Raw genomic sequence first — 23183 nt, 5'->3', positions numbered from 1 at the left:
CCTGCCTGTCACGCAGGGGGTCGCGGGTTCGAGCCCCGTCCGTTCCGCCAATTATTAAATATTATGCCTGCTAAATTAGCAGGCATAATATTAAGCGTAATATAGGGGCGTAGCTCAGTTGGTAGAGCACCGGTCTCCAAAACCGGGTGTCGCGAGTTCGAGTCTCTCCGCCCCTGCCATATTAAAGCCCTTCGCGAAAGCGAGGGGCTTTTTTGTTATATGCCTCTCTGACTTTCCTCATTGTCCATACAACTGTGATTTATCCTCGTTTTGCTAAAATTTTGCACCATTAATGCTCAATCCTTCCCCGTTTTCTGGTTGTTTTTTGTCATGTTTCGGCTAAATACATGCACTAAATGATTGTTATCCCCGTATGTGACACCGCTCATGCTCCCATTTTCCCAGTGTACTAAACCTAATCATCGTCCGATGACGATGACCCGATCCTGACAATACGTTTTCCTCCTTTTTAAAGCATCTTTGTCGCAATGAAGGAATACGTTTGCTGGATGAAAATCCTGGCCGTACCCAACGAGTCATAACAAAAAGTAGCTCAGACTACACGCGAGGAAAAAGACATGTATAAACGCTTATTAGTGGCAGCAGCAGTTGCAACAACACTTTGTGGGGCGGCGCAGGCAGCTCCTCTGGTTGTGGGATTTTCGCAGATCGGTTCTGAGTCCGGGTGGCGTTCTGCTGAAACTAAAGTATCTAAATCAGAGGCAGAAAAACGCGGCATTACACTGAAAATTGCTGATGCCCAGCAGAAACAAGAGAACCAAATCAAAGCGATACGTTCATTTATTGCACAAGGTGTTTATGCGATCTTCATCGCGCCTGTTGTCGCAACCGGCTGGGCTCCTGTTCTGACTGAAGCCAAAGAAGCCAAGATCCCGGTATTCCTGCTGGACCGCACTATCGAAGTCAGTGATCCGACGCTTTACACCGCTGCGGTCGCTTCAGACAGCGTTTACGAGGGTAAAGTGGCCGGTGACTGGCTGGTAAAAGAAGTCGCGGGTAAACCTTGTAACGTCGTGGAATTACAGGGAACCGTCGGTGCAAGTGTTGCTTTAAACCGTAAACAAGGTTTTGCCGATGCACTCAAAGCGGCACCAAACGTCAAAATTATCCGTTCCCAGTCTGGCGACTTCACCCGCAGTAAAGGTAAAGAAGTCATGGAAAGCTTCATTAAGGCTGAACAAAACGGCAAGAACATTTGTGCTGTTTATGCCCATAACGATGATATGGCAATCGGTGCGATTCAGGCCATTAAAGAAGCCGGTCTGAAACCGGGTTCGCAGATCAAAATCGTTTCCATCGATGGGGTTCCTGACATCTATAAAGCGATGTTAGCCGGTGAAGCGAATGCCTCTGTTGAGCTGACCCCTAACATGGCAGGCCCGGCATTTGATGCGCTGATCGCGATGAAAAAAGACGGTACTCAGCCTAAGAAATTCATCCAGACTCAGTCCGCTTTAATCCTGCCTGATATGGCTCAGAAAGAATACGACATGAAAAAAGACATGGGTTATTAAGCCGGTTTACCGGCTTGTCTCACGGACAAGCCGGTAAAAATTATTCCCTTTTCGCCGCTGGCGAATGCAGCAGGAGTAGTGACGTGACGGATAATCCAGATTCAATAACGCTGCTTGAAGTGCGCGGCTTGTCAGTTGAATTCCCCGGCGTAAAGGCGCTTGAAAATGTCGACTTCACACTCGAATGTGGCGAAATCGTTGCACTTTTGGGGGAAAATGGTGCCGGTAAATCCACAATGATTAAAGCGCTGACCGGCGTTTATAAACGCTCCGCAGGTCAGGTCTTTCTCAATGGAAAATCCATCGAACCAGTGAATACCGCAGACGCACAGTCGCTGGGGATTGGCACGGTCTATCAGGAAGTTAACCTTCTGCCGAATATCTCCGTTGCCGCGAATCTCTTCATCGGGCGAGAACCGACCCGCTTCGGACTGGTCCATCAGCGCAAAATGGAGCAACAGGCCGAAGCGCTTCTGGAAGGCTATGGGCTGCATCTGGATGTCAGCCAGCCTCTTTCCACTTATTCCATCGCTATCCAGCAGATCGTGGCCATTGCCCGGGCGGTGGACCTCTCTGCGCAAGTGCTGATCCTTGATGAGCCCACCGCCAGTCTTGATGCCAAAGAAGTCAGTATGCTGCTCGATATTCTTGTTCAGCTGCGCAACAAAGGCGTGGGGATGATCTTCGTGACGCATTTCCTCGATCAGGTGTATCGGATCAGCGACCGGATAACGGTTTTACGCAACGGCAAACGGGTGGGATCTGAACGTACTGTCGATCTGCCCCGTATCGATCTGGTACCGATGATGCTTGGGCACAGCTTTGATGAAAGCCTGCTTAAACGCACCGAACACCGGAATGTCACAGGCGAGCCATTGGTTGATTTCAAAGATTATGGTCGTCGTGGCGTGGTTGAACATTTCGATCTGAAAGTTCGTCGTGGAGAAATCGTCGGGCTGGCCGGGCTACTGGGTTCTGGCCGCACGGAAACTGCTCAGCTGATTTTTGGCATTAAAGGCCATGACAGCGGTAATGCGCAGGTTGAAGGCCGTGCGGAAACGATCAATACACCACGAAAAGCGGCGAAGCTCGGTTTTGGCTATTGCCCTGAAGATCGCAAAACCGACGGGATTATTGGTGCGGCAACGGTTCGCGAAAATATCATTCTGGCGTTGCAGGCCCGGCGTGGCTGGCTGCGTCCTTTACCGATGAAAGAACAGCATCAGATTGCCGAAAAGTTTATCAAACTCCTGGGTATCCGCACGCCCGGCACCGAGCAGGAAATTCAGTATCTTTCTGGAGGCAATCAGCAAAAAGTCCTGCTTTCCCGCTGGCTTGCGACCAATCCCCGCTTTCTTATTCTCGATGAACCCACTCGCGGGATTGATGTCGGCGCGCATGCGGAAATTATTCGCCTGATTGAAAAGCTTTGTGATGAAGGATTGGCGCTGCTGGTCATTTCCTCTGAGCTGGAGGAGCTGGCGGGTTACGCCGACCGTATCGTGGTACTGCGCGATCGTCGTCATGTTGCTGAAATTGAGCAGGCCGAGATCTCCGTGCCCGCCATTATGAAAGCCATCGCGGCTCAATGAGGAGATACCGATGAGTAACAGGAGTCTGCCGATGACAGGAAGGCCGCGCAAAGTAAGATTTGTGTTTCCCAAAGGTGCCACGCAAATTGGCGCTTTTGTCGCAATATTACTGATCGACAGTCTGGTCGCACCGGGCTTTTTCTCCATCCATATTCAGGATGGCCGCCTGTTTGGCAGCCTGGTAGACATATTCAATCGCGGCGCGCCCGTCGCTTTACTGGCCCTGGGGATGACGCTGGTTATCGCCACCGGCGGTATCGACCTGTCCGTCGGCGCGGTGATGGCGATCGCGGGCGCGACAGCAGCGACCATGACCGTTCAGGGATATCCGCTGACGATGGTGTTGCTGGCATCCGTGGGCGTCGGAGCGATATGTGGCTTATGGAATGGATTTCTGGTCGCTGTCCTGCAAATACAGCCGATTGTAGCCACACTGATGCTGATGGTCGCCGGAAGGGGTATCGCGCAGCTGATTACAGAAGGGCAGATCGTCACGTTTGAACACAACGGTTTGTCGCAATTTGGCAGCGGTTCTTTGTTCTATCTTCCGATGCCGGTGATTATTGCTGCCGTCATGCTGATACTGGTCTGGGCGCTCACGCGTAAAACTGCACTCGGGCTGTTTATCGAATCTGTCGGCATCAATATCCGCTCTGCCTATAACGCCGGTGTGAATGCGCGCCTGGTGCTCATTTCAACCTACGTTGTTTGCGGGATATGCGCGGCAGTCGCGGGCGTCATTGTCACGGCGGATATCCGCGGTGCCGATGCCAACAACGCCGGATTATGGCTAGAGCTGGACGCCATTCTCGCCGTTGTCATCGGCGGCGGTTCGCTGCTGGGCGGACGTTTTAACCTGCTTCTTTCGGTGGTCGGAGCGCTGATCATTCAGGGAATGAACACCGGTATTCTGCTTTCAGGCTTTAAACCCGAGTTTAATCTGGTGCTCAAAGCTCTGGTGGTTCTCGCCGTCCTGGTGGTTCAGTCGCCCCGCGTCTCGCTCAGTAATCTGTTCCGGAGAAAGGGATAATGCTTAAAAGAAATCTGCCCCTGCTGATTACTATCGTGGTGTTTCTGGCCGGATATGGGTATTGCTTCACCCAGTTTCCCGGATTCGCCTCCACGCGTGTCTTCTTTGATTTACTGACAGATAACGCCTTTCTCGGCATCGTAGCCGTCGGGATGACCTTCGTGATCCTCTCCGGCGGTATCGACCTGTCTGTGGGATCTGTTATCGCTTTTACGGGCGTATTGCTGGCGAAACTGATAGGCACGTACGGCGTCGCGCCGGGTTATGCGTTTGTCATTGTGCTTCTGATGGGGGCGCTGTTTGGTGCGCTGATGGGCTGGATTATTGATACGCTGAAATTGCCTGCTTTCATCATCACGCTGGCGGGGATGTTTTTTGTACGCGGCATGAGCTTTATCGCCTCAGAGGAATCTCTGCCGATTAACCATCCGGTTTACGATTTTCTTGCCAATTACGCCTGGAAAATGCCCGGAGGTGGCCGTTTTACTCTGCTGGCTCTGGTCATGCTGCTGGTGGTCTTTGGCGGCATCATTCTGGCTCACCGTACGCGTTTCGGTAACAACGTCTATGCCGTGGGCGGCAGCAATGTGTCTGCGGCGCTGATGGGCGTTCCCGTCAGACGCACAACGATTTATATCTACATGTTGTCGAGTACGCTGGCGGTGTTATCGGGGATCATCTTCTCGCTCTACACGTCAGCGGGGTATGCGCTGGCGGCCAGCGGCGTTGAGCTTGATGCGATTGCGTCCGTCGTCATTGGCGGCACACTCTTGAGCGGCGGTGTTGGAACGGTGCTGGGAAGTTTGTTCGGCGTCTTAATTCAGGGGCTTATCCAGACTTACATCACGTTTGATGGCACGCTCAGTTCATGGTGGACGAAAATCGTCATGGGAGTTTTGCTGTTTATCTTTATCGCACTGCAAAAAGGCATGGGCACCTTCTGGACTGCCAGAAGGGCACGCCATCCACGACCAGAGCCGTCCTGAGTCAGGACGGCATCAGAAGTTAGTGATCAGCGGTGTTTTGAGTAACTGACGGATCAGAACCTGCTGATCGCTGTTTTGCAGCCAAACGGCGTACAACGGGCGGATCACCGGCGGAACATCTTCGTGCGCGGCGAGCTGCGGATATTCTTTCGCCCAATGCGCTGGCAGAAAAGCGTAGCCACCGGTATTTTCCAGCAACTGACGCGTCAGTTGTGCAGACGTTGTGGTCAGCACCGGTTCCTGATCGCTGTTTTGCAGCTTTTCCTGCTGTGGAAAATCTGCGCCCCATTCCAGTTTCACGTAAGGCGTTTGTTCCCCTCTGACCGTTTTCTTCGATGAAAAAAGTCGTAACGAGAAATTACCCAGAAGCTGGCTCGACAGTTCATCCATCTTGGGGGGTTCAGTGGTGATCAGCAAATCCAGTTGTCTTTCATGCAATTGTTTTACCAGTGACTGGCGTAAAGCGATGCGCGCTTCGAGCCTCAGCGTGTCACGTTGGGTGTAAAGCGACTGCATCCAGGGTGTCAGATAGGCTTCCCAAAGCGATGCCGTAGCGCCAATTGACAATTCTGTGTGCTGTAACGAGCGTACAACCTCTTTTTTCGCCATTTGCCACGTAGACATCAGATTCTCGGCGTAGGGCAGCAGGCGTTCTCCTGCGGGCGTTAAGCGGATGTTATTGCGATGCCGCGTGAACAAATTAGCGCCAAGTTGGGTTTCCAGTTGCCGGATACGAAAGCTGACAGCCGATTGCGTCAGATAAAGGGATTCCGCCGCCCGACCAAAGTGGCGAGTTCTACTGACCTCCAAAAAGGTTTTCAGTAATTCCGTGTCCAAAACTATCTCCAATAATTTTTGTCGTTAAGATTTAAATGTTTTGTTTTACACAATGTCAAGCCTAACTAATACTCCGCGCCATAACAGCACGACCATGAGAGAATTAGGAGCGTGTCAGATGGCGGAAAGCTTCACCACGACAAATCGTTTTTTTGATAATAAACATTACCCTCGCGGGTTCTCCCGGCATGGCGATTTCACCATTAAAGAAGCGCAAATGCTAGAACGTTACGGCTTTGCTTTTAATGAGCTGGATCTGGGGAAACGTGAGCCCGTTACCGACGAAGAAAAGCTGTTCCTGGAGGTTTGCCGGGGTACGCGCGAACCTGTGACAGATGCAGAAAAAGTGTGGAACAAATATATTGTCCGCACCCGTCGTCCGAAGAAATTCCACACGCTGTCCGGCGGCAAACCGCAGGCCGATGCTGTAGAAGACTATACGGAAAGCGACGACTAATGAAACGGGGCGATGCCCCGTTTTTTTATGCCAGATTCTTATGTAAAGTTAACAATAGCCTATCCATGGTGCGATAGCTCAGCGCCTCAGAAATATGTTTTCGTTCAATCGATTCTTTCCCCTCTAAATCGGCTAATGTTCGCGCAACTTTCAGGATCCGGTGCCACGCCCTGACCGACAATCCCAGTTTATGCAGAACCTCTTCCAGAAATTCCGCATCCGTTTTTTTTAAAACGCAGTAAATTTCGACTTCGCTGCTGTTCAGCCTCGCATTGATTTTCCCCGCCCGTTTCAGCTGAATCTCCCGTGCGGCTAATACCCGTTCCCGAACCTGCGCACTGCTTTCCCGTGCTGTCGGCGTATGGTTTTGCTGGCTTAAAATTCCAGGCGGCAACAGCGGCACTTCAATGGATAAATCAAACCGGTCCAGGAAAGGGCCGGAAAGCCTGCCCAGATAGCGTAAAACCTGCTGCGGGGGCGTGCGGTTGTGGATCCCCTGATAGTGTCCGGTAGGGCTGGGATTCATTGCTGCAATCAGCTGGGCTCTGGCCGGATAACGGACTTTTGCCCGCGCCCGGGAGATCGTGATTTCGCCCGATTCCATCGGCTGGCGCAAAGCATCCAGCACCTGACGCTGGAATTCCGGAAGCTCGTCTAGAAACAGGACGCCATTGTGGGCCAGTGAAATTTCTCCCGGCTTAGGCAGCGAACCCCCGCCGACCAGCGCGCTGATTGACGTACTGTGATGCGGCGCCCTGAAAGGCCGTACACGAGAAAACTCACCGTCATCTTCCGGGTTATACACCAGGCTGGCGATCGCGGCGGTTTCGAGCTTTTCTTCGTTACTGAGCGGGGGAAGTAAGCCAGGCAAACGGCTCGCCAGCATGGTTTTCCCGGTGCCGGGCGGTCCGATAAGCAATAAGTTATGGCCTCCGGCGGCGGCGACCTCCAGTGCGCGTTTTGACTGCTCCTGACCAATGATATCGGCGATGTCTGGCTGGCAGGCAGGTTCCGGCGCAACGGGTGGATATTCAATCGCTGGCAGGCTGTCCTCGCCCTGCAAAAAAGCACAAACCTGTAACAGATGTCCTGCAATATTGGCGACGCCGGGATCAAGCAGCGTCATTTCGGACTGATTGGCTTGCGGCAAAATTAAAATCCGGCCTTCTTTCTGTGCTTCGAGTGCCGCAGGAATTGCGCCGTTAACGCTGCGCAAAGCGCCTGAAAGTCCCAGTTCTCCCAAAAACTCATATTTCATCAGCCTGTCGCCTCTAAGCTGTTCAGAGGCTACCAGAATCGCCAGCGCGATAGATAAATCATACCGGCCACCTTCTTTGGGCAAGTCGGCAGGGGCGAGATTCACCGTAATCCGCTTGGGAGGAAAACTGAAACCACAGTTGATGATGGCGCTGCGGACTCGATCTCTGGCCTCTTTGACGGTGGTTTCGGGCAGGCCGACCAGCGTCAGGGCCGGTAAGCCATTACTGATATGCACTTCAACGGAGACACCCGGAGCCTGAACACCCAGTGATGCGCGGGTATACACCACGGCTAATGACATACTTCTTCCTTGGCTGTGAATTTTCCTGAAAGGCAGCATGACGCAGTCGGTAACGATTTTGTGAAGAAGATCTGCCAAATGCGCAGCGTCACGTAAAAAGACTCGCGGGATTATCAGGTTGCAATGCGGCAGTGCGTGGTGCGCCACACTGGCGGTAATACTCCTTAACAAATTGAGGTCTTCGGAAACAAATTAGCGGGCTAATTAAGTTGCTGTTTATACAGGCTGAGGTGTTTAATCTTTATGTATTTAACAATAAAGAAACAAATATCAATCATTGATTAACATCTCTCTGCCTCGCTGAGGATTTTCCGGAACAGTTCAGTGAGAGCACTGCCTACAGCTATTCCGGAATAGGGATAAACCCATGTTTGGTTGGACCTCCCGGCAGCGTAATGTTGCCATCGCCAGCTTTTTAAGCTGGACGCTCGATGCTTTCGATTTCTTCATTTTAGTCTTTCTTCTTAGTGACATAGCGACAGCCTTTCATGTCGATATGAAAGAAGTCACGCTGGCGATTTTGCTGACACTAGCGGTGCGGCCCATCGGCGCGCTGGTGTTCGGGCGGGCCGCAGAAAAATACGGACGTAAACCGGTGCTGATGGTGAATATTGCCTGCTTTTCCGTTTTTGAACTCTGCACCGCAGCGGCGCCGTCCCTGACCATTTTCCTGATCCTGCGTGTGATTTATGGCGTGGCGATGGGCGGCGTGTGGGGTGTGGCTTCTTCACTGGCGATGGAAACCATTCCTGACCGTTCGCGCGGCATGATGTCCGGTATTTTTCAGGCCGGTTATCCGTTCGGGTATCTGCTGGCCGCGGTGGTTTACGGGCTGTTTTCGGAGATGGTCGGCTGGCGCGGAATGTTTGTCATCGGCGCTGTGCCGATTTTCCTGCTGCCTTTCATCTGGTTTAAGGTGCAGGAATCGCCGGTCTGGCTTGCTGCCCGTGAACGCAAGGAAAGCACCGCGCTGTTGCCAGTGCTCAAATCACACTGGAAACTTTGTGTTTATCTGGTCGTCCTGATGGCGGCCTTCAATTTCTTCAGCCACGGAACGCAGGATCTCTACCCGTCATTCCTGAAAGTTCAGCACGGTTTTGATGCACATACGGTCAGTTTGATTGCTATCGGTTACACCATTGCGTCGATCATCGGCGGTATCTTCTTCGGTACGCTTTCAGAGAAGATTGGTCGTAAAAAAGCCATTATTATCGCAGCCTTACTGTCATTGCCGGTGATCCCGCTGTGGGCATTTTCCAGCGGAACCTGGACCATCGGTCTGGGGGCTTTCCTGATGCAGTTTATGGTGCAGGGCGCGTGGGGCGTGGTGCCGTCTTATCTCACTGAGCTGGTGCCTGCGAACACCCGCGCTGTATTGCCCGGATTTGTTTATCAGCTCGGGAATTTGCTGGCGTCGGTCAATGCGACATTGCAGGCAGGCATTGCCGAAAGTCACGGACATAACTACGGGCTGGCGATGGCGATTGTCGCCGGGACGGTGGCGATCGTAATTTCTGTACTTGTTGCATTCGGGCGAGATACGCGCGGAAAAGCGATAACGGGAGCAATAAATAATCAGAGAACGGATCAGCCTGCTAAGGTTTGATTTTTCAGATTATTTTTGCCGGGTTGTGCAGCGCGTCGCAAATAATAACGCAAGAAAAGTGTTGTCATTAAACGCATTACTGTGATAACTCTGTAGGCAATCGTTCGCAATATGAATTTTAGAAACCTAAAAATGAAAGCCCTTCTCCTCGTAGTTAGCCTAGTCGTGATTAGCGTGGTGGTGATTATTATCCCACCGTGCGGGGCTGCACTTGGACGAAGAAAGGCTTATTAAACAAGCCTGAACCTGAAAAGAAACCCCGCACCGAAAGGTCCGGGGTTTTTTTTTGGGTCAGGTATTTCAGAGAACAGTGAAACGGGGTCGGAAAATGAGCAACAGCATAATATTCTGCACTTGTCGCAAAAAGGCAGGAGAATAAAGATGAACGGAGCACAATGGGTAGTACAAGCGTTGCGTGCGCAGGGTGTAAATACAGTATTTGGTTATCCTGGCGGGGCAATCATGCCGGTATACGATGCATTGTATGACGGCGGCGTGGAACACCTGTTGTGCCGGCACGAGCAGGGCGCCGCAATGGCCGCCATCGGCTATGCCCGTTCTACCGGAAAAGTCGGCGTTTGTATCGCCACTTCCGGGCCTGGTGCGACCAACCTGATCACTGGTCTGGCTGACGCACTGCTCGATTCCGTTCCTCTGGTGGCTATCACCGGTCAGGTCGGTTCCGCATTCATCGGTACCGACGCCTTCCAGGAAATCGACGTTTTAGGTTTATCTCTGGCCTGTACCAAACACAGCTTCCTGGTTGAATCGCTGGACGCGCTGCCGGAAATCATGGCGGAAGCTTTTGCCATCGCCACTTCCGGGCGTCCGGGCCCGGTTCTGATCGACATCCCGAAAGATATTCAGCTGGCGACCGGCGAATTACCGCCGCATCTGCTGGCGGTAGAAGAAACCTTCCCGCATCCGGCAGCTGAACTGCAACAAGCCAGCGCGATGATCGCCGCGGCGCAAAAACCCATTGTTTATGTTGGCGGTGGTGTGGGCATGGCGCAAGCGGTGCCGGCATTACGTGACTTCATTTCTGCCACCGGTATGCCGGCAGTTGCCACCCTGAAAGGGCTGGGCGCACCGGATGCGACTGACCCGTGTTATCTGGGAATGCTGGGTATGCACGGCACCAAAGCCGCTAATCTGGCGGTTCAGTCCTGCGATTTACTGATTGCGGTCGGTGCGCGTTTTGATGACCGGGTGACAAGCAAACTGAATACCTTCGCGCCAAACGCGGCCGTTATCCACATGGATATCGATCCGGCGGAACTGAACAAACTGCGTCAGGCGCACGTCGCGTTGCAGGGTGATTTGAATTCTCTGTTACCTGCACTGCAACAACCGCTGAACATCAGCGCATGGCGTGATGAAGTGATGACGCTGAAAGCGCAGGGTGAATGGCGCTATGACCATCCGGGCGAAGCGATTTATGCACCGCTGTTACTGAAACAAATCTCCGATCGCAAATCTGCCAGTACCGTTGTCACCACCGATGTCGGTCAGCACCAGATGTGGACCGCGCAGCACATGCAGTTCAGCCGCCCGGAAAACTTCATCACCTCCAGCGGTCTGGGCACGATGGGCTTTGGCGTTCCGGCTGCCGTTGGCGCACAGGTTGCCCGCCCGGACGACATGGTGATCTGTGTTTCCGGTGACGGCTCGTTCATGATGAACGTTCAGGAACTGGGCACCATCAAGCGAAAACAGCTGCCCGTCAAAATCCTGTTGCTGGATAACCAGCGGTTAGGGATGGTCCGACAGTGGCAGGAACTGTTCTTCGACGGACGTTTTAGTGAAACCAACCTTTCTGATAATCCTGATTTTGTGACGCTGGCCAGCGCATTCAATATCCCCGGCCAGCGTATCCACCGTAAAGACCAAGTCGATGCCGCTCTGGACGCATTCTTCACCAGCGAAGGCCCGTATTTGCTTCAGGTTTCCATCGACGAAAATGAGAATGTCTGGCCACTGGTTCCACCGGGCGCAGGCAACGAAACCATGTTGGAGAAAATGTCATGATGCAGCATAACGTCTCAATCCAGGCCCGTTTCCGCCCTGAAATGTTAGAACGCGTATTACGCGTTGTTCGCCACCGTGGTTTTCAGGTGTGCGCAATGAACATGACCCCGATGGTCAATGCGGAAAATATAAATATCGAATTGACCGTTGCCAGCCAGCGCCCGGTAGATTTACTGTCTTCACAGTTACGCAAACTTATGGATGTCGCTTGTGTCGAGATCCAGCAACATACATCACAACAAATACGCGCGAATGCGTGAGTAAAGGAACGAGAGAATGACGAAGAAAGCTGATTACATTTGGTTCAATGGCGAGATGGTTCCGTGGGCAGAAGCAAAAGTTCACGTCATGTCACACGCACTGCATTATGGCACTTCCGTATTTGAAGGCGTGCGTTGCTACGACTCCCATAAAGGCCCCGTCGTATTCCGCCACCGTGAACACATGCAGCGTCTGCGCGATTCCGCAAAAATCTACCGTATGCCGGTTTCTCAGAGCGTGGATGAGCTGATGGAGGCTTGCCGCGAAACTCTGCGTAAAAACAATCTGGTCAGCGCGTATATCCGTCCGCTGGTGTTTGTTGGCGATGTCGGTATGGGCGTTAACCCGCCGGACGGCTACAAAACTGACGTGATCATCGCGGCCTTCCCGTGGGGCGCGTATCTGGGTGAAGAAGCGCTGGAGCAGGGCATCGATGCGATGGTGTCCTCCTGGAACCGCGTGGCAGCCAATACAATTCCAACGGCTGCGAAAGCCGGCGGTAACTACCTTTCTTCATTGCTGGTCGGTAGTGAAGCGCGTCGCCACGGCTATCAGGAAGGTATTGCGCTCGACGTTCACGGTTATGTCTCTGAAGGTGCGGGCGAAAACCTGTTCGAAGTAAAAGACGGCATTCTGTTTACACCTCCGTTTACCTCTTCCGCTCTGCCGGGCATCACCCGCGACGCTATTATTAAACTGGCGAAAGATATGGGGCTGGAAGTTCGCGAGCAGGTTCTGTCCCGCGAATCCCTGTACCTGGCCGATGAAGTCTTCATGTCCGGTACTGCCGCAGAAATCACACCGGTTCGCAGCGTTGACGGCATTCAGGTCGGCATCGGCAAACGTGGTCCGGTCACCAAACAAATTCAGGATGCATTCTTCGGCCTGTTCACCGGCAAAACCGAAGACAAATGGGGTTGGCTGGATCCAATCAACCCACAGTAATTACCCGTCATCCTTCAGGCTGCTTCTGCGTTGGCTGCCTTTATTCACCCCGGTCACTTACCTGAGTAAGCTCCCGGGGATTCATTCAGTTGCCGCCTTGATGCAACCCGAATGATTTAGGGTAATGATGAGGATAAATAAGAAATTCAGCAGGTAGCGATTTCGCTGCTTGCTAAACAGAAATGATTTGGAGTGAACAGAGCATGCCTAAGTACCGTTCCCACACCACGACCCATGGCCGCAATATGGCGGGTGCCCGCGCTTTATGGCGTGCCACCGGCATGACCGATAACGATTTCGGCAAGCCCATTATTGCCGTCGTCAACTCCTTCACCCAGTTCGTACCGGGCCACGTGCATTTGCGTGATTTGGGTAAACTGGTTGCCGAGCAAATCGAAGCGTCCGGCGGCGTGGCGAAAGAGTTCAACACTATCGCCGTGGATGACGGGATCGCCATGGGCCATGGCGGCATGCTGTATTCACTGCCTTCACGCGAGCTGATCGCAGACTCGGTGGAATACATGGTTAATGCGCACTGCGCCGATGCCATGGTCTGCATTTCCAACTGCGACAAAATCACCCCGGGAATGCTGATGGCGTCACTGCGCCTGAACATTCCGGTGATCTTCGTTTCCGGCGGTCCGATGGAAGCCGGTAAAACCAAGTTGTCTGATAAAATCATCAAACTCGACCTGGTTGATGCGATGATTCAGGGCGCAAACCCGAACGTCAGCGATGCCGACAGCGAGCAAATTGAACGTTCTGCCTGTCCGACCTGCGGTTCCTGTTCCGGTATGTTTACCGCTAACTCCATGAACTGTCTGACCGAAGCGTTGGGTCTTTCTCAGCCGGGTAACGGTTCATTGCTGGCAACGCACGCCGATCGCCGTGACCTGTTCCTGAACGCCGGTCGCCGCATCGTTGAGCTGACCAAGCGTTATTACGAGCAGGATGACGCCAGCGCCTTACCGCGCAGCATCGCCAGCAAAGCCGCATTCGAAAACGCCATGACGCTGGATATCGCGATGGGCGGCTCCACCAACACCGTTCTGCACCTGCTGGCTGCGGCGCAGGAAGGCGAAATCGACTTCGACATGACCGACATCGACCGTCTGTCACGCAAAGTACCGCATCTGTGTAAGGTTGCACCAAGCACTCAGAAATACCATATGGAAGACGTTCACCGTGCCGGTGGCGTACTGGCGATTCTGGGTGAACTGGATCGCGCCAACCTTCTTAACCGCGACGTAAAAAATATTCTCGGTCTGACCCTGAACCAGACGCTGGATCAGTACGACATCATGCTGACCAAAGACGAAGCGGTGAAAAAAATGTTCCGCGCCGGTCCGGCAGGCATCCGTACCACACAGGCATTCTCACAAGATTGCCGCTGGGATACGCTCGATGATGACCGCGCCGAAGGCTGTATCCGCTCTCTGGAACATGCGTTCAGCAAAGACGGCGGTCTGGCTGTGCTTTACGGCAACATCGCTGAAGCAGGCAGTATCGTTAAAACCGCAGGCGTGGATGAATCCAACCTGACCTTCCGGGGGCCGGCCAAGGTTTATGAGAGCCAGGACAGCGCAGTTGAAGCGATTCTCGGCGGTAAAGTGGTTTCCGGCGACGTGGTCGTTATCCGCTACGAAGGGCCAAAAGGCGGGCCTGGCATGCAGGAAATGCTCTATCCGACCACGTATCTGAAATCCATGGGGCTGGGTAAAGAGTGTGCGCTGATCACCGATGGTCGTTTCTCCGGCGGGACGTCCGGTCTGTCCATCGGCCACGTTTCTCCCGAAGCGGGCAGCGGCGGCCTGATTGCACTGGTTGAAGATGGCGACATCATCGACATCGACATTCCAAACCGCAAAATGGTGCTGGACGTTCCGGCGGCGGAACTGGCAGCGCGTCACGAAGCCGAACTGGCACGCGGCGATAAAGCCTGGACGCCTAAGAACCGTGAACGTGTGGTTTCTCTGGCGCTGCGTGCTTATGCATTGCTGGCGACCAGTGCGGACAAAGGCGCAGTACGCGACAAGTCTAAGCTGGGAGGCTGACAGTCATGGCGGTATCACAACCTTTACCCGACCAGCCGTGCGGCGCAGAATATCTGCGTGCCGTGCTGCGTGCGCCGGTTTATGAAGTCGCCCAGGTGACGCCTTTGCAGGTCATGGAAAAAATCTCTTCCCGGCTGGGTAACACCATTCTGGTGAAGAGGGAAGACCGCCAGGCTGTTCACAGTTTTAAACTACGCGGTGCGTATTCGATGATTGCCAGCCTGACCGAAGAACAGGCTGCACGCGGCGTCGTTACGGCGTCAGCGGGCAACCATGCGCAGGGTGTTGCGCTTTCAGCTACCAAAAAAGGCATCAAATCTCTGATTGTGATGCCGGTGGCGACTGCGGATATCAAAGTTGATGCGGTGCGTAATTTCGGCGGCGAAGTCCTGCTGTTTGGCGCGAATTTCGACGAAGCCAAAGGCAAAGCTATTGAGCTTTCGCAAAAGCAGGGCATGACCTTTGTGCCGCCGTTTGATCATCCGGCGGTGATCGCCGGACAAGGCACGCTGGCGATGGAACTGCTGCAACAGGATGCGCATTTGGATCGCGTTTTTGTTCCCGTCGGCGGCGGTGGTCTGGCCGCCGGTGTGGCGGTGCTTATCAAACAGCTGATGCCGCAGATTCAGGTGATCGGCGTCGAAGCCGAAGATTCTGCCTGTCTGCGTGCGGCGCTGGATGCCGGTGAACCGGTGGATCTGGCGCGTGTCGGTTTGTTCGCCGAAGGCGTGGCGGTGAAACGTATTGGCAACGAAACCTTCCGTCTGTGCCGCGAATATCTCGATGACGTGATCACTGTCGACAGCGATTCTATCTGCGCGGCGGTGAAAGATTTGTTCGAAGACGTGCGTGCGATTGCAGAACCTTCCGGCGCGCTGGCGCTGGCGGGGCTGAAGAAATACGTGCAGCAGCACAACATTCAGGGCGAGCGTCTGGCGCATGTGCTTTCCGGCGCGAACGTCAATTTCCACGGTCTGCGTTATGTGTCAGAACGCTGCGAGCTGGGCGAACAACGCGAAGCACTGCTGGCGGTGACTATCCCTGAGCGCAAAGGCAGCTTCCTGAAATTCTGTCAGCTGCTGGGTGGCCGTTCGGTGACGGAGTTTAACTACCGTTATGCCGATGCGGACAATGCCTGCATTTTCGTGGGTGTACGTCTGACGCGCGGTCACGCAGAACGTCAGGAAATTATCGACGAACTGAACCACGACGGTTATCAGGTTGTGGATTTGTCCGACGATGAAATGGCGAAACTTCACGTGCGTTATATGGTGGGCGGGCGTCCGACCAAACCTCTGCGTGAGCGGCTTTACAGCTTTGAATTCCCGGAATCCCCGGGTGCTTTGCTGAAATTCCTGCATACGCTGGGCACGCACTGGAATATTTCACTGTTCCATTACCGCAGCCACGGCACTGATTTTGGTCGCGTGCTGGCGGCGTTTGAGCTCAATGAACAAGAGCCGGAGTTCGAACAGAACCTGACGGCGCTGGGCTATGACTGTCACAACGAAAGTGATAATCCGGCGTTCCGCTTCTTCCTGGCGGGCTAAAATCAAACGGGGCACCTTAAAAGTGTCCCGTTTTTTTTATCCTGAGACGCTCAGAGTAATTGCCAGAACGCCTCGATCAGGGGTTCGTTCAGCCGTTTTTTCTGCACGCAGACGCCCAGTTCCAGCGGCGCGCCGAGCGTGACGTTATCCAGAACAGAAATGCGGTTGCGAACCGGTTCCGGGCTGTTATCGACTACTACCGAAGGGATGAGTGCGATGCCGCAACCGAGCGCGACCATCGACACAATGGCTTCGTGGCCGGACACCGTGGCGTAAATTTGCGGATTGCTCAGGCGATTACGTTTGAACCAGATGTCGATGCGTTTTCGCGCCGGACCGTGTTCCGGCAGGATAAACGGAATCTGTGACCAGTCGGGATGTGGCACGCTGACTTGCGTTCGCACCGCGCCCGGCAGAGACGGGGAAATCAGGATCATCGGGATTTCGCCGATTTGCGTGAAATCGACGCTGCCCGGCAGACTTTCCGGGCGGCCTGCAATCCCCAGGTCCGCTTCGGTGGACTGAACTTTTTCGACCGCGTCGGCGGCGTCGCCGGTGGTCAGTTTGATTTCGACCAGCGGATGTTGCGCGCGGAAGCGGTCAAGAATAGGGGGCAGGTGGCTGTACGCAGCGGTGACCGAGCAGAACAAATGCAGCTCGCCACTGAGCGTCGGGCCATGCTGATCCAGCCCGCTGCGCAGTTGCTGGTAACTCAGCAGCGTTTGCTGGGCAAAAGTTTTGAGCTGTTCACCCGCGCTGGTCAGTTGCACGGTGCGGTTGTCACGCTGAAATAACGGCTGGCCGAGTTCTTCTTCCAGCCGCTGGATCTGGCGCGATAATGTAGACGGGCTGACATGCATCGCCTTCGACGAACGGCCAAAATGGCGGCTTTCCGCCAGATGTAAGAACAGTTTCAGATCACGCAAATCCATAAAGAAGTCCCGGCTTTTTAGTTACGCAAAGGTCAAACGAAGTATATTGCATTTTTTGCAACGTCATCTTCGTAATATATCAATTTAAGCAATGTGTCGCATGACATATAGTGAATTCACGGCGTTCACCGGCTCACCGGTGAAACAAAAAATAACAGCACTTACCTCGATAGAACGGAGCAAGACATGGCTAACTATTTCAACACACTGAACCTGCGTCAGCAGCTGGCACAACTGGGCAAATGCCGCTTCATGGGTCGCGATGAATTCGCGGACGAAGCCAGCTACCTCAAAGGTAAAAAAGTGGTGATTGTAGGCTGTGGCGCACAGGGCCTGAACCAGGGTCTGAACATGCGTGATTCCGGTCTGGATGTTTCCTACACCCTGCGTGCAGAAGCGATTGCTGAGAAGCGTGCTTCATGGCGTAAAGCGACCGAAAACGGCTTCAAAGTCGGCACTTACGAAGAACTGATCCCACAGGCTGACCTGGTCGTTAACCTGACACCAGACAAACAGCACAGCGCTGTGGTTAAAGCGGTTCAGCCTCTGATGAAAGATGGCGCAACGCTGGGTTACTCACACGGCTTCAACATTGTTGAAGTGGGCGAGCAAATCCGTAAAGACATCACCGTCGTGATGGTTGCGCCGAAATGTCCGGGTACTGAAGTTCGTGAAGAATACAAACGTGGTTTCGGCGTTCCGACGCTGATCGCTGTTCACCCGGAAAACGACCCGAAAGGCGAGGGCATGGCGATTGCTAAAGCCTGGGCAGCAGCAACGGGCGGCCACCGCGCCGGTGTTCTGCAATCTTCTTTCGTTGCAGAAGTAAAATCTGACCTGATGGGCGAGCAGACTATCCTGTGCGGTATGTTGCAGGCCGGTTCTCTGCTGTGCTTCGACAAACTGGTTGCTGACGGCGTGGATGAAGCATACGCAGAAAAACTGCTGCAGTTCGGCTGGGAAACCATCACCGAAGCGCTGAAACAAGGCGGCATCACGCTGATGATGGAGCGTTTGTCCAACCCGGCGAAACTGCGTGCTTATGCGCTGTCCGAACAACTGAAAGAGATCATGGCGCCGCTGTTCCAGAAACACATGGACGACATCATCTCCGGCGAATTCTCCCGCGGCATGATGGCTGACTGGGCGAACGACGACAAAAACCTGCTGACCTGGCGTGAAGAAACGGGCGCAACTGCGTTCGAAAATGCACCACAGTTCGACGGTAAAATTTCTGAGCAGGAATATTTCGATCACGGCGTCGTGATGATTGCGATGGTGAAAGCGGGCGTTGAGCTGGCCTTCGAAACCATGGTGGCTTCGGGCATCATCGAAGAATCCGCTTACTACGAATCACTGCACGAACTGCCGCTGATCGCCAACACCGTTGCGCGTAAGCGTCTGTACGAAATGAACGTGGTTATCTCTGATACCGCAGAATACGGTAACTACCTGTTTGCTAACGCCGCAGTACCGTTGCTGAAAGAGTTCATGACTACCCTGCAGGCGGGTGATTTGGGCAAATCTGTTGCAGAAACGCAGGTCGATAATGCACAGCTGCGTGACGTTAACGAAGCGATTCGCAACCACCCGATCGAGTCAATCGGCCGCACTTTACGTGGTTATATGACTGATATGAAACGCATCGCAGTAGCGAGCTGATCCTCTTCTTACTCGAATTCTTCCGGGTTTTCGGAAGATAAATAAAAAGGGCACTGCATGAAAATGCGGTGCCCTTTCTTTTTACTGCGCCGGAACGGTAACTCAGTTGCGGTACAGGATCTTAATGATGTGGTAACCGAACTGAGTGTGCAGCGGGCCTTGTGGCTCGATCAGCGGCGCAGAGAAAACCACTTTATCGAAAGCTGGCACCATTGCGCCTTGCTTGAATTCACCTAAATGGCCGCCTTTTTTGCCTGACGGGCAGGTAGAATGTTTTTTAGCCAGTTTTTCGAAATCGCCGCCATTCTTCAGCTGTTCCAGAATATCGAGCGCCTGTGCTTCTTCCTTAACAAGGATATGCATTGCTGCAGCAGTTTTTGCCATGATTGAGACCTTTTATGCGAGAGTGTTTCCAGGGGCGTAATGTAACATCTGCAACGCCGTATGTGGACTCCGGCCTGCATTCCAGACATCACAAATTGCACCGTAAAGGCTGTCAATCTCAGGCGACGTTTCTGCTACAATCGCCGTCCTTGTCCATCAGGTGAGCAAAAATACGCCATGCGATTAAACCCCAGCCAACAACATGCCGTCGAATTCGTCACCGGACCCTGCCTGGTTCTGGCGGGGGCTGGCTCCGGCAAAACCAGGGTGATTACCAATAAAATCGCACACCTGATCCGTGAATGTGGCTATCAGGCTCGCCACATTGCGGCTGTAACCTTCACCAATAAAGCGGCGCGCGAGATGAAAGAGCGTGTGGCGCAAACCCTTGGGCGAAAAGAATCACGCGGCTTGCTGATCGCGACTTTCCACACGCTGGGGCTTGAAATCATCAAACGCGAATTTGCCGCGTTGGGCATGAAATCCAATTTCTCCCTGTTCGACGATCAGGATCAGCTGGCGCTGCTCAAAGAGCTGAGCGAGAAGTGGCTGGAAAATGACAAAACGCTGTTGCAACAACTGATCTCGACGATCTCAAACTGGAAGAACGATCTGGTTGATCCGTCCCATGCGGCGGGCCTTGCGCGATCGGAACGCGATCAGATCTTCGCGCACTGCTACGGGCTATATCATGACCATATGCGCGCCTGTAATATCCTCGATTTCGATGACCTGATCCTGCTGCCGACGCTGCTGTTGCAGAAGAATGAAGAAGTGCGCGAGCGCTGGCAGAACAAACTGCGCTACCTGCTGGTCGATGAATATCAGGACACCAACACCAGTCAGTACATGATGGTGAAACTGCTGGTTGGCAACCGCGCACGTTTCACTGTGGTGGGCGACGACGATCAATCTATCTACTCCTGGCGCGGTGCGCGGCCACAAAACCTGGTGCTGCTGAAAGAAGATTTCCCGCAGTTGCAGGTCGTTAAGCTTGAACAGAACTATCGTTCCTCGCAGCGCATTTTGAAAGCGGCTAACATCCTGATCGCCAACAACCCGCATGTGTTCGAGAAGCGGCTTTTCTCTGAGCTGGGTTACGGCGAAACGCTGAAAGTGGTGACCGCCAACAATGAAGATCACGAAGCCGAGCGCGTGGTTGGCGAGCTGATTGCGCATCACTTTATCAACAAGACCGGTTATGGCGATTACGCGATTTTGTATCGCGGTAACCACCAGTCACGCCTGTTTGAAAAAATGCTGATGCAGAACCGCATTCCGTACCGCATTTCCGGCGGCACGTCGTTCTTCTCGCGGCCTGAAATTAAAGATTTGCTGGCCTATCTGCGCGTCCTGACTAACCCTGACGATGACAGCGCTTTCCTGCGTATCGTGAATACACCGCGTCGTGAAATCGGTGCAGCGACGTTGCAGAAACTGGGTGAGTGGGCAAATCAGCGTAACAAAGGTTTGTTCAAAGCCAGTTTCGATATGGGGCTGAGCCAGTATCTGACCGGGCGTGGCCTGGAATCACTGCAACGGTTCACGCACTGGATGGGCACTATTTCTGAACTGGCCGAACGCGAACCGGTTGCGGCGGTACGGGATCTGATCCACGGCATCGATTACGAAAGCTGGTTGTTCGAAACCTCGCCGAGCCCGAAAGCGGCCGAAATGCGCATGAAAAACGTCAATCAGCTTTTCAGCTGGATGACCGAAATGCTCGAAGGTACCGATCTGGATGAGCCGATGACGCTCACTCAGGTGGTCACGCGCTTTACGCTGCGTGACATGATGGAACGTGGTGAAAGTGACGAAGAACTGGATCAGGTTCAGCTGATGACGCTGCACGCTTCGAAAGGTCTGGAATTCCCGTATGTGTTTCTGGTCGGCATGGAAGAAGGATTGTTGCCGCATCAGAGCAGCATCGATGAAGACAATGTCGATGAAGAACGGCGTCTGGCGTATGTGGGCATTACCCGCGCCCAAAAAGAGCTGACTTTTACGCTTTGCCGTGAACGCCGCCAGTACGGGGAATTAATTCGTCCGGAACCCAGCCGCTTCCTGATGGAACTGCCGCAGGATGATTTGGCCTGGGAAAGTGAGCGTAAAGTGGTCAGTGCGCAGGAGCGTATGGTGAAAGGGCAAGGCCATCTGGAGAAAATCCGTGAACAACTGGCGAAAGCCAAAGGCGGAAACTGACAGGCAAAGAAAAAGGCAGGGGATAAGCCCTGCCTCATTCGGTGCGTTTTTTTACGGAAAAAATCAGAGCTGTTCTTCGACGAACAGCGGCCAGTGGACATAACTTTGCCAGTGGCTTTCCTGTTCCAGCTCTTCCGCCCGTAACGGATGCTGAGCCAGCCAGCCCTGCGGCACAATCACATTCAGTTCATCATCATTTGCCCGTAAACGCACGGCGGGCAACGTGTCGTCGCGGCGACGGCTGGCAAAGATAATCGCAAGCCGGAGAATGCGACAAAGACGTTGTGCCTGACGCGGCGGGACGGCGTTTTGCTCATTGAGCAACGGTAAATCGAGCGTCCCGTTCTGGTTTTGCAACAGCGTCGCCAGCAGTTTTTTCTGCGCCGGCGTAAAGCCCGGTAAGTCTAAATGACTGATCAGATAGGCTGCGTGCTGCGGCGCTTTTTTGAAATCAACACTCAGCCCGATTTCGTGGATCAAACAGGCGCTATTCAGCAGCTCACGGGCGCGGGCATCGAGCTTCCATTCCTGTGACACCTGCAACGAAAAGTTCTCTGCAAGCTGTGCTACGCGCTGTGCCTGTTCATTATCAAGCAGATAGCGGCGTTGCAGATTTCGCAATGTGCGCTGGCGAATATCCTGTTCAATCGGCAGGTGCAGCATGCCGTAAACCAGACCTTCACGCAGTGCGCCACCGGCCAGCGTCATGGTTTCGATATTCAGGGTTTTGAAAATGGCGATGAGAATCGACAGACCGCTTGGGAAAACCAGCGCACGTTCAAGCGTCAGGCCTTCAATTTCCAGCTCTTCCAGTTTTCCGCACTGAATTGCACGCTGTTTGAGCTGTTGAAGTTTCGGCAACGTAATGCGCTCATCCATACCCTGAGCGACCATGATTTCCTGAAGCGCCTGAACGGTGCCGGAAGCACCAACACAAATTTGCCAGCCATTGGCGATCAGCTGAGGCGCTATCGGAAGGATCATGTCGGTCGCGGCCTGTTCGGCCTGATCGAAGTTTTCCTTTGCCAGATTTCGGTCGGTAAAATAGCGCTCCAGCCAGGTCACGCAGCCCATCGAAAGGCTGAAAAGCGTGGTGGCCTGTGCGCCGATACCAGTGACCAGCTCTGTACTGCCGCCGCCAATATCGACGACCAGACGTTTATCCGGGCCACCCGTGGTATGGGCAACGCCGTGATAAATCAGACGGGCTTCTTCTTCACCGGCAATGACCTGAATCGGGCAACCGAGAATTTCCTGAGCTTTCCTCAAAAATTCGTCCGCATTACTGGCAAGCCGCAACGTTGCGGTGGCAACGACGCGGATTTGTTCGCGGGGAATATCCTGCAATCTTTCGGAAAACAGCTTCAGGCATTGCCAGCCACGTTGCATGGCTTCCTGAGAAAGCAGGTTTTGCTTATCCAGACCGGCAGCCAGACGCACTTTGCGCTTAATTCTGGCGAGGGTCTGGATACTGCCTGCCACCTCACGAACAACCAGCATGTGAAAGCTGTTAGAGCCCAAATCAATTGCTGCATAGAGTGAGGTGGAGCTTAGCATAGGT

At 53.5% G+C, this 23183-nt stretch carries 19 protein-coding genes and 1 tRNA gene; 15 read left to right on the top strand and 5 right to left on the bottom strand.

Annotated features, from left to right (window positions below):
- Positions 1-103: 103 nt before the first annotated feature.
- The 5 genes from J8X26_RS01270 (at position 104) to yjfF (ending at position 5143) form a co-directional block, all read left to right on the top strand.
- Positions 104-179, top strand: a tRNA-Trp gene (locus J8X26_RS01270).
- Positions 180-578: 399 nt separating this feature from the next.
- The gene (ytfQ, locus tag J8X26_RS01265; RefSeq protein WP_208949961.1) at positions 579-1535 is read left to right on the top strand and encodes a galactofuranose ABC transporter, galactofuranose-binding protein YtfQ; all 957 of its coding nucleotides are present in this window, start codon (positions 579-581) and stop codon (positions 1533-1535) included.
- A gap of 110 nt (positions 1536-1645) precedes the next feature.
- A complete protein-coding gene (gene ytfR / locus J8X26_RS01260) occupies positions 1646-3127 on the top strand; it encodes a galactofuranose ABC transporter, ATP-binding protein YtfR (protein ID WP_206739024.1) in 1482 nt (493 codons plus the stop codon).
- 10 nt (positions 3128-3137) lie between these two features.
- Entirely contained in the window at positions 3138-4157 is a 1020-nt protein-coding gene (gene ytfT / locus J8X26_RS01255) for a galactofuranose ABC transporter, ATP-binding protein YtfT (RefSeq protein ID WP_152324744.1), read from the top strand.
- Positions 4157-5143 (top strand): galactofuranose ABC transporter, permease protein YjfF, encoded by a 987-nt coding sequence (gene yjfF, locus J8X26_RS01250; RefSeq protein WP_152324745.1) that lies wholly within the window; start codon positions 4157-4159, stop codon positions 5141-5143. The genes ytfT and yjfF overlap by 1 nt, the downstream gene beginning before the upstream one ends.
- Before the next feature lie 12 nt (positions 5144-5155).
- Here yjfF and hdfR read toward each other — a convergent pair whose 3' ends face one another.
- Positions 5156-5980 (bottom strand): HTH-type transcriptional regulator HdfR, encoded by an 825-nt coding sequence (gene hdfR, locus J8X26_RS01245; protein ID WP_208949960.1) that lies wholly within the window; start codon positions 5978-5980, stop codon positions 5156-5158.
- 118 nt (positions 5981-6098) lie between these two features.
- Between hdfR and J8X26_RS01240 the strand changes: the two genes are divergently transcribed.
- Complete coding sequence (locus J8X26_RS01240; RefSeq protein WP_095924170.1) at positions 6099-6437, top strand: DUF413 domain-containing protein; 339 nt, start codon at positions 6099-6101, stop codon at positions 6435-6437.
- 25 nt (positions 6438-6462) lie between these two features.
- Here J8X26_RS01240 and J8X26_RS01235 read toward each other — a convergent pair whose 3' ends face one another.
- The gene (locus J8X26_RS01235; protein ID WP_208949959.1) at positions 6463-7998 is read right to left on the bottom strand and encodes a YifB family Mg chelatase-like AAA ATPase; all 1536 of its coding nucleotides are present in this window, start codon (positions 7996-7998) and stop codon (positions 6463-6465) included.
- Between the two features lie 367 nt (positions 7999-8365).
- Between J8X26_RS01235 and J8X26_RS01230 the strand changes: the two genes are divergently transcribed.
- The 7 genes from J8X26_RS01230 (at position 8366) to ilvA (ending at position 16442) form a co-directional block, all read left to right on the top strand.
- Positions 8366-9604 (top strand): MFS transporter, encoded by a 1239-nt coding sequence (locus J8X26_RS01230; RefSeq protein ID WP_208949958.1) that lies wholly within the window; start codon positions 8366-8368, stop codon positions 9602-9604.
- A gap of 132 nt (positions 9605-9736) precedes the next feature.
- Positions 9737-9838 (top strand): ilv operon leader peptide, encoded by a 102-nt coding sequence (gene ilvL / locus J8X26_RS01225; RefSeq protein WP_015699153.1) that lies wholly within the window; start codon positions 9737-9739, stop codon positions 9836-9838.
- A gap of 147 nt (positions 9839-9985) precedes the next feature.
- Positions 9986-11632: an acetolactate synthase 2 catalytic subunit gene (ilvG, locus tag J8X26_RS01220; RefSeq protein ID WP_208949957.1), complete on the top strand. Its 1647-nt coding sequence runs from the start codon at positions 9986-9988 to the stop codon at positions 11630-11632.
- Entirely contained in the window at positions 11629-11892 is a 264-nt protein-coding gene (ilvM, locus tag J8X26_RS01215) for an acetolactate synthase 2 small subunit (protein WP_013577547.1), read from the top strand. The genes ilvG and ilvM overlap by 4 nt, the downstream gene beginning before the upstream one ends.
- 16 nt (positions 11893-11908) lie before the next feature.
- Entirely contained in the window at positions 11909-12838 is a 930-nt protein-coding gene (locus tag J8X26_RS01210) for a branched-chain amino acid transaminase (protein ID WP_101079475.1), read from the top strand.
- Positions 12839-13041: 203 nt separating this feature from the next.
- Complete coding sequence (gene ilvD, locus J8X26_RS01205) at positions 13042-14892, top strand: dihydroxy-acid dehydratase (protein WP_208949956.1); 1851 nt, start codon at positions 13042-13044, stop codon at positions 14890-14892.
- A 5-nt stretch (positions 14893-14897) separates the two neighbouring features.
- On the top strand, positions 14898-16442 hold the full coding sequence (gene ilvA, locus J8X26_RS01200) for a threonine ammonia-lyase, biosynthetic (RefSeq protein WP_208949955.1): 1545 nt from the start codon (positions 14898-14900) through the stop codon (positions 16440-16442).
- A 50-nt stretch (positions 16443-16492) separates the two neighbouring features.
- Here ilvA and ilvY read toward each other — a convergent pair whose 3' ends face one another.
- Entirely contained in the window at positions 16493-17374 is an 882-nt protein-coding gene (ilvY, locus tag J8X26_RS01195; RefSeq protein WP_152324753.1) for an HTH-type transcriptional activator IlvY, read from the bottom strand.
- Between the two features lie 186 nt (positions 17375-17560).
- Here ilvY and ilvC point away from each other — a divergent pair, with 186 nt between their 5' ends.
- Positions 17561-19036 carry a ketol-acid reductoisomerase gene (gene ilvC / locus J8X26_RS01190; RefSeq protein WP_208949954.1) on the top strand — a complete coding sequence of 492 codons (1476 nt, stop codon included), beginning with the start codon at positions 17561-17563 and terminating at the stop codon, positions 19034-19036.
- A gap of 102 nt (positions 19037-19138) precedes the next feature.
- Here ilvC and ppiC read toward each other — a convergent pair whose 3' ends face one another.
- Entirely contained in the window at positions 19139-19420 is a 282-nt protein-coding gene (ppiC, locus tag J8X26_RS01185; protein ID WP_152324755.1) for a peptidylprolyl isomerase PpiC, read from the bottom strand.
- A 177-nt stretch (positions 19421-19597) separates the two neighbouring features.
- On the opposite strand from ppiC, the gene rep reads away from it, so the two are divergent.
- Positions 19598-21622 (top strand): DNA helicase Rep, encoded by a 2025-nt coding sequence (gene rep, locus J8X26_RS01180; protein WP_208949953.1) that lies wholly within the window; start codon positions 19598-19600, stop codon positions 21620-21622.
- A 63-nt stretch (positions 21623-21685) separates the two neighbouring features.
- Here rep and gppA read toward each other — a convergent pair whose 3' ends face one another.
- A complete protein-coding gene (gppA, locus tag J8X26_RS01175; RefSeq protein WP_152324757.1) occupies positions 21686-23179 on the bottom strand; it encodes a guanosine-5'-triphosphate,3'-diphosphate diphosphatase in 1494 nt (497 codons plus the stop codon).
- Positions 23180-23183 lie beyond the last annotated feature (4 nt).

It is taken from the genome of Rahnella sp. ChDrAdgB13 (genome assembly GCF_017655185.1).
Lineage (GTDB): Bacteria > Pseudomonadota > Gammaproteobacteria > Enterobacterales > Enterobacteriaceae > Rahnella > Rahnella contaminans.
Note: the sequence above shows the minus strand (reverse complement) of the source record. Positions and strands in the feature narration are given on the sequence as shown.

What these genes read in the sequence shown, in the direction of transcription:
- ytfQ (WP_208949961.1), top strand. Translation starts at nt 579, where the DNA reads ATGTATAAACGCTTATTAGTGGCAGCAGCAGTTGCAACAACACTTTGT.
- ytfT (WP_152324744.1), top strand. Translation starts at nt 3,138, where the DNA reads ATGAGTAACAGGAGTCTGCCGATGACAGGAAGGCCGCGCAAAGTAAGA.
- yjfF (WP_152324745.1), top strand. Translation starts at nt 4,157, where the DNA reads ATGCTTAAAAGAAATCTGCCCCTGCTGATTACTATCGTGGTGTTTCTG.
- J8X26_RS01240 (WP_095924170.1), top strand. Translation starts at nt 6,099, where the DNA reads ATGGCGGAAAGCTTCACCACGACAAATCGTTTTTTTGATAATAAACAT.
- J8X26_RS01235 (WP_208949959.1), bottom strand. Translation starts at nt 7,998, where the DNA reads ATGTCATTAGCCGTGGTGTATACCCGCGCATCACTGGGTGTTCAGGCT.
- J8X26_RS01230 (WP_208949958.1), top strand. Translation starts at nt 8,366, where the DNA reads ATGTTTGGTTGGACCTCCCGGCAGCGTAATGTTGCCATCGCCAGCTTT.
- ilvL (WP_015699153.1), top strand. Translation starts at nt 9,737, where the DNA reads ATGAAAGCCCTTCTCCTCGTAGTTAGCCTAGTCGTGATTAGCGTGGTG.
- ilvG (WP_208949957.1), top strand. Translation starts at nt 9,986, where the DNA reads ATGAACGGAGCACAATGGGTAGTACAAGCGTTGCGTGCGCAGGGTGTA.
- ilvM (WP_013577547.1), top strand. Translation starts at nt 11,629, where the DNA reads ATGATGCAGCATAACGTCTCAATCCAGGCCCGTTTCCGCCCTGAAATG.
- J8X26_RS01210 (WP_101079475.1), top strand. Translation starts at nt 11,909, where the DNA reads ATGACGAAGAAAGCTGATTACATTTGGTTCAATGGCGAGATGGTTCCG.
- ilvD (WP_208949956.1), top strand. Translation starts at nt 13,042, where the DNA reads ATGCCTAAGTACCGTTCCCACACCACGACCCATGGCCGCAATATGGCG.
- ilvA (WP_208949955.1), top strand. Translation starts at nt 14,898, where the DNA reads ATGGCGGTATCACAACCTTTACCCGACCAGCCGTGCGGCGCAGAATAT.
- ilvY (WP_152324753.1), bottom strand. Translation starts at nt 17,374, where the DNA reads ATGGATTTGCGTGATCTGAAACTGTTCTTACATCTGGCGGAAAGCCGC.
- ilvC (WP_208949954.1), top strand. Translation starts at nt 17,561, where the DNA reads ATGGCTAACTATTTCAACACACTGAACCTGCGTCAGCAGCTGGCACAA.
- ppiC (WP_152324755.1), bottom strand. Translation starts at nt 19,420, where the DNA reads ATGGCAAAAACTGCTGCAGCAATGCATATCCTTGTTAAGGAAGAAGCA.
- rep (WP_208949953.1), top strand. Translation starts at nt 19,598, where the DNA reads ATGCGATTAAACCCCAGCCAACAACATGCCGTCGAATTCGTCACCGGA.
- gppA (WP_152324757.1), bottom strand. Translation starts at nt 23,179, where the DNA reads ATGCTAAGCTCCACCTCACTCTATGCAGCAATTGATTTGGGCTCTAAC.